The 4322-nt window shown below is 53.7% G+C and carries 4 protein-coding genes; 1 reads left to right on the top strand and 3 read right to left on the bottom strand.

Going from position 1 to position 4322, the window contains the following annotated elements; all coding sequences use genetic code 11:
• The 3 genes from GOX53_RS28875 to GOX53_RS28865 form a co-directional block, all read right to left on the bottom strand.
• Positions 1 to 402, bottom strand: a 402-nt coding sequence (locus GOX53_RS28875) for a hypothetical protein (protein WP_217351993.1), incomplete at its 3' end; no start/stop codon positions are given.
• Positions 403 to 790: 388 nt separating this feature from the next.
• Positions 791 to 979 carry a hypothetical protein gene (locus GOX53_RS28870; protein WP_171182326.1) on the bottom strand — a complete coding sequence of 63 codons (189 nt, stop codon included), beginning with the start codon at positions 977 to 979 and terminating at the stop codon, positions 791 to 793.
• 716 nt (positions 980 to 1695) lie between these two features.
• Entirely contained in the window at positions 1696 to 2898 is a 1203-nt protein-coding gene (locus GOX53_RS28865) for a tetratricopeptide repeat protein (protein WP_217351992.1), read from the bottom strand.
• A 263-nt stretch (positions 2899 to 3161) separates the two neighbouring features.
• Here GOX53_RS28865 and GOX53_RS28860 point away from each other — a divergent pair.
• A protein-coding gene (locus tag GOX53_RS28860) for an IS3 family transposase (RefSeq protein ID WP_171182324.1) occupies positions 3162 to 4288 on the top strand; the annotation gives its coding sequence in 2 pieces (ribosomal slippage) (positions 3162 to 3423 and positions 3423 to 4288; 1128 coding nt in all).
• The last annotated feature ends 34 nt before the right edge of the window (positions 4289 to 4322 follow it).

Raw genomic sequence — 4322 nt, 5'->3', positions numbered from 1 at the left:
ATTCATGGTGAACACATCCGCCCCGGTGCCCATCACCACATCACCGGTGACCACAGCCAGCCCATCGATGATGACTGTGTCATTGTCGAGTCCGGCATCAATACTGCTCGCCGTCCCGCCATTCATCGTGATTGTATCATCACCAGCCAGACCGGTGACATTTGCCCCCATGGGGTCGTTCAGCGCATCGCAAAGAATAACGTCTGCACCCGCCGACCCTGTATCGCTCGGAGTACAGGCGGCAAATGCCGGTGTCACATTGATCGAAAGCAAGAAAATAACACCGGTAGTAACTACCCAGCCCATGACTGCAGCAGATGTAAAAACGTGCTTGCCGCGTTTGATAATGCGAGGTCCACGTAATAGGTGACCTGTTTTTTTGTTTGTCTGCTTCAATACCATTTATTCGTTCATCCCAAATTGGGTGACATCGGTGGATAGACGATCGATCCTGGGTGTTGCATCCAGTTTTAGCCTGTACTTCCCAAATGATGTTTGGTTGACGCGAGGCTGAACGAGCTTGGCCCTGCATTCGTATTCGCGCCCGAGCGTGCATGTCGATCTGAAGCGCAGACATTGCTGTTTGGAAATGATTTAAGTGCCACAATGTCGGGTCGTGCATTTTTGTCGCAAATCTCCGACATCCCTGTAAGGCTGGCCACGGGCAAGTATTCTCGATTCATCCGAAGCGATCTCGTTGAGTACGAGCCCCCACCTTGGATTTCAGGTTAGAGAATATCAGCGCTTGGCGTGAGCCGGATGGCGAAATTGGAAACATCAAAAGTCCCTCCTATTGCGAGGTGAACCCGCGGTAATATCCTCCTTGCGAACTCCCGCCTGCGCCCATGATGACATCACCGGTGCTCATATCACCCAGATCAACGGCAGAGCTATCGCCACCGGACAATAGATCGAATGTCGGTTCCGTGCCGGTCATTGGGATCGCGCCATCAAACAGTGTTGGGGGATCAAGTGGCACTCACAATCTCCTCAATCGAACAGATCGGAAACCGTTGCCTGACATGGCATCCGAACCTCACATCTTCATCTCAGGAGGTGGCGCCGGAACAGATTACTGTCGTTCCTGCAGATCAAACTGTCGGCCTGTTTCCACTGGACATCCCGGCCACCAAATCCTGGCCTGCCGGGGCTAGACGCGAGCACTTCGTTTCCTCCCTCAACTGTAAGTTTAGAATAACTAATTGTAAAAAACAAATGATTTTATCATTTGATATTCGCACCTAGATGTGACCGACGTAGCAAAAGCAGAGAATGGATGAGAACGGGAAGTCCCATGCGATGGAGCATGTGATCCAGATCGACTGGGCGTGCATTCGCGATCACCTGGTGAGAGGGCGCACGGTACAGCGGTTCAGAACGCCATGCTGGAGGCGGAAGCAGACCAGCTCTGTGGCACCGGCCGGTTCGAGCGCGGCGAGAGATGCAAGGCTACGCGTCTGCGTTTCTCAGGATCTTACGAAGAGACAAAAACAACTGCTTGCGTTCATGTTCCGTCAAGGCCACGAGTCGTGTACCGTGTTCTGAGAATTAGCAGCTAAATTGAGACTCCACGCTGGGCTTTGGTACTTAATTTGAGAATCGTGTTACCGAAGTTTTTCCCGGATTCTTGCCATGATCGAACATGACAAGAACAAATGCGGCCGTTCAGGCAACGCCATCGGAAATCCACATAACTCATTTGTGGTAGATGTCCGCAAAAGTTGCTTCTCTCTGCTCCTCGGCCAAATTGGCGTACTTTTGGTGCTCCTCTGGGGACGCATCCACGACTATTCCGACGTGAAACATTTCGGCGAGCAGCAAGCTTGCCACATGCACGCCTGCCCCGGACGCCCGCTGCAGGTAATTCACTCCCTGCAGCGGATCCCCATCCGCCACCGTGCCGCCAGCAAGCTCATATCCGTATAGAGCCATGGCGTCCGGATATTCTGCCGCAGCGGCAAGGGACAGCATCGAATGACCTTTGCTTTTAAGTTCCGGCGTTGGCGACCCACTCAACAGAAGAGCGCCGAGATTGAATTGTCCCGGTACGTTGCGCTTTTCTGCAGCTCGGCGAAAAAAACCTTCTGCCAAAGGAAGGTTGGGCGCCGTGTACTGGCCTTCACGATAGAAAAGGCCCAGTTGATTAAGAGCCATCGGGTAGTCATAGGTGTCCCCGGCTTCACGCAATACTGCCAACGCCTCCGATTCACCTTTTTTGTCAAGCGCACGCCCAAGCTGATAGAGCATGCGCACACGTTCTTGCCCCTCCGAAACTTCAACTGCATAGCGGCAGCTGTCGATTGCAACTCCGGGTGTGATCTCACTCCAGCCGCGGCCTCCGCCTTCGCTTAAATTGTCCCAAGGATGCCCTGCCTGTTGATCGCAGTCAGATATCGCCTGCGCTGTGGCATGGCCGCCGTCATCTTCGATTGCCGCCCGAAGAACTTGCGTTTCAGCAATCAGCCGCGAAACTGCCGCACGCGAGCCAATCAGCGGATATTTGTAGCTCTCCTGACCCAATTCTACAAACATGTTGCTGCTCGACATGAGAAGCTCCAAAAATTCGTCGTCCACGGTAAACAAAACCATCTGACCGGGAACATCGACCAAACTTTCAACATAGTATCCGCCCCATGCATGTGACAGCGCAACGAGTTTGCCGCGCCGTTCGAACGTGATGTTTATTGGTGCACCATCGGTTGGTTCCTGGACATTCGTGGAAAAAAGCCAACTGCCAGATTCGGGATCAAGCGCGATTGTCACCCCGCGTCCATCGGAAGCAAACCAAGCGATACCTGACCCTGAGCCACGCTCATCATATTGCCAGTTTTGTGCCTGTGCCCCGCCTGCCCATAGTGCAACAACCGATACAAATACTCGAAAGTAGAAATGCAGCATTGCTTGTCCCATCCGGAATTGTCTCCCGAGGCAACGATAACCACTAGAACCAGTGCAGGCGAGGTTTTTGTCGCCATGGTTTGCGGCAAGATTTTGACAACACCAGACTTTTCGTGAGGGTGTTTTGGAAGGCACGGTTTTTGACCCTGGTGTCGGGGAACCGCTCTGTATGGCCAATATTCTTTGTTACGAAAGCGAGAGGCAATTTGAGCCTCCCCAACTGAACTGGACCACCGTTATGTTTAGGGAACGGAGGACCACGAATGGCAAACAAGAGACCGAAGCCCGAAGAGATTGTCTCGAAGTTACGGCAGGTTGAAGTTCTGATGGGGCAAGGCATGTCCCGTCTTGATGCGATCAGGCAGATCGGCGTTGTTGAACAAACCTATTACCGCTGGCGCAAAAAGTACGGCGGAATGGGCATAGACCAGTTGAAGGAACTGAAACGGCTTCAGAAAGAGAACGAGCGACTGCGGCGCGCGGTTTCTGATCTGACGTTGGACAAACTGATCCTGACGGAAGCCACAAAGGGAAACTACTGAGCCCCGCTCGTCGTCGTGCTTGTATTAACCATGTACGCAACCAGCTGAACGTTTCCGAGAGACGCGCCTGTCGCGTGCTTGGACAACACCGGTCCACGCAACGGCGCGTCCCACAAGGTCGTGCAGACGAGGACCGACTGGTGGCCGACATGATCGAGCTGACCCGTCAATATGGCCGATATGGCTATCGCAGGATCGCAGCGCTGCTGAGGGAGGCTGGATGGTCTGTCAGCGACGGACGGATTGAACGGCTGTGGCGGCGAGAGGGGCTGAAAGTGCCAATAAAACAACCGAAGAAAGGGCGGCTCTGGCTGAATGACGGATCATGTGTCCGGCTTCGACCAGAGCATCGCAACCACGTGTGGTCCTATGACTTCGTCCATTGCCGAACCGATGATGGCAAAGCCTTCCGGGCGCTGAACATCCTTGATGAGTACAGTCGGGAATGTTTGGCTATCAGGGTCGAGCGGAAGCTGAACTCGACCGATGTAATCGACGTCCTGACAGACCTGTTCATACTTCGCGGCGCGCCGAGTTTCATACGTTCTGACAATGGGCCGGAATTTGTCGCCCAGGCTGTCCGAGACTGGATCGCCGCCGTTGGCGCCAAGACGGCTTACATCGAACCTGGCAGCCCGTGGGAAAACGGATACTGTGAAAGCTTCAATGGCAGGTTCAGGGACGAGTTGCTCAATGGTGAGATCTTCTACAGCCTGCGCGAAGCTCAAATTCTGATCGAACAATGGAGGAGACACTACAACACAAAACGCCCCCACAGTGCACTGGGCTATCGCCCGCCAGCGCCCGAAACCATCATCCCGATGGATCACAGGCCGATGATGCACTAACAATCAACTTGGACCAGTCAGATGAGGCTGCTCA

It is taken from the genome of Ruegeria sp. HKCCD8929 (assembly GCF_013031405.1).
Classification (GTDB): Bacteria; Pseudomonadota; Alphaproteobacteria; order Rhodobacterales; family Rhodobacteraceae; genus Ruegeria.
The sequence above is the reverse complement of the archived record's forward strand: the minus strand, read 5'-3'. Positions and strand labels throughout refer to the sequence as shown.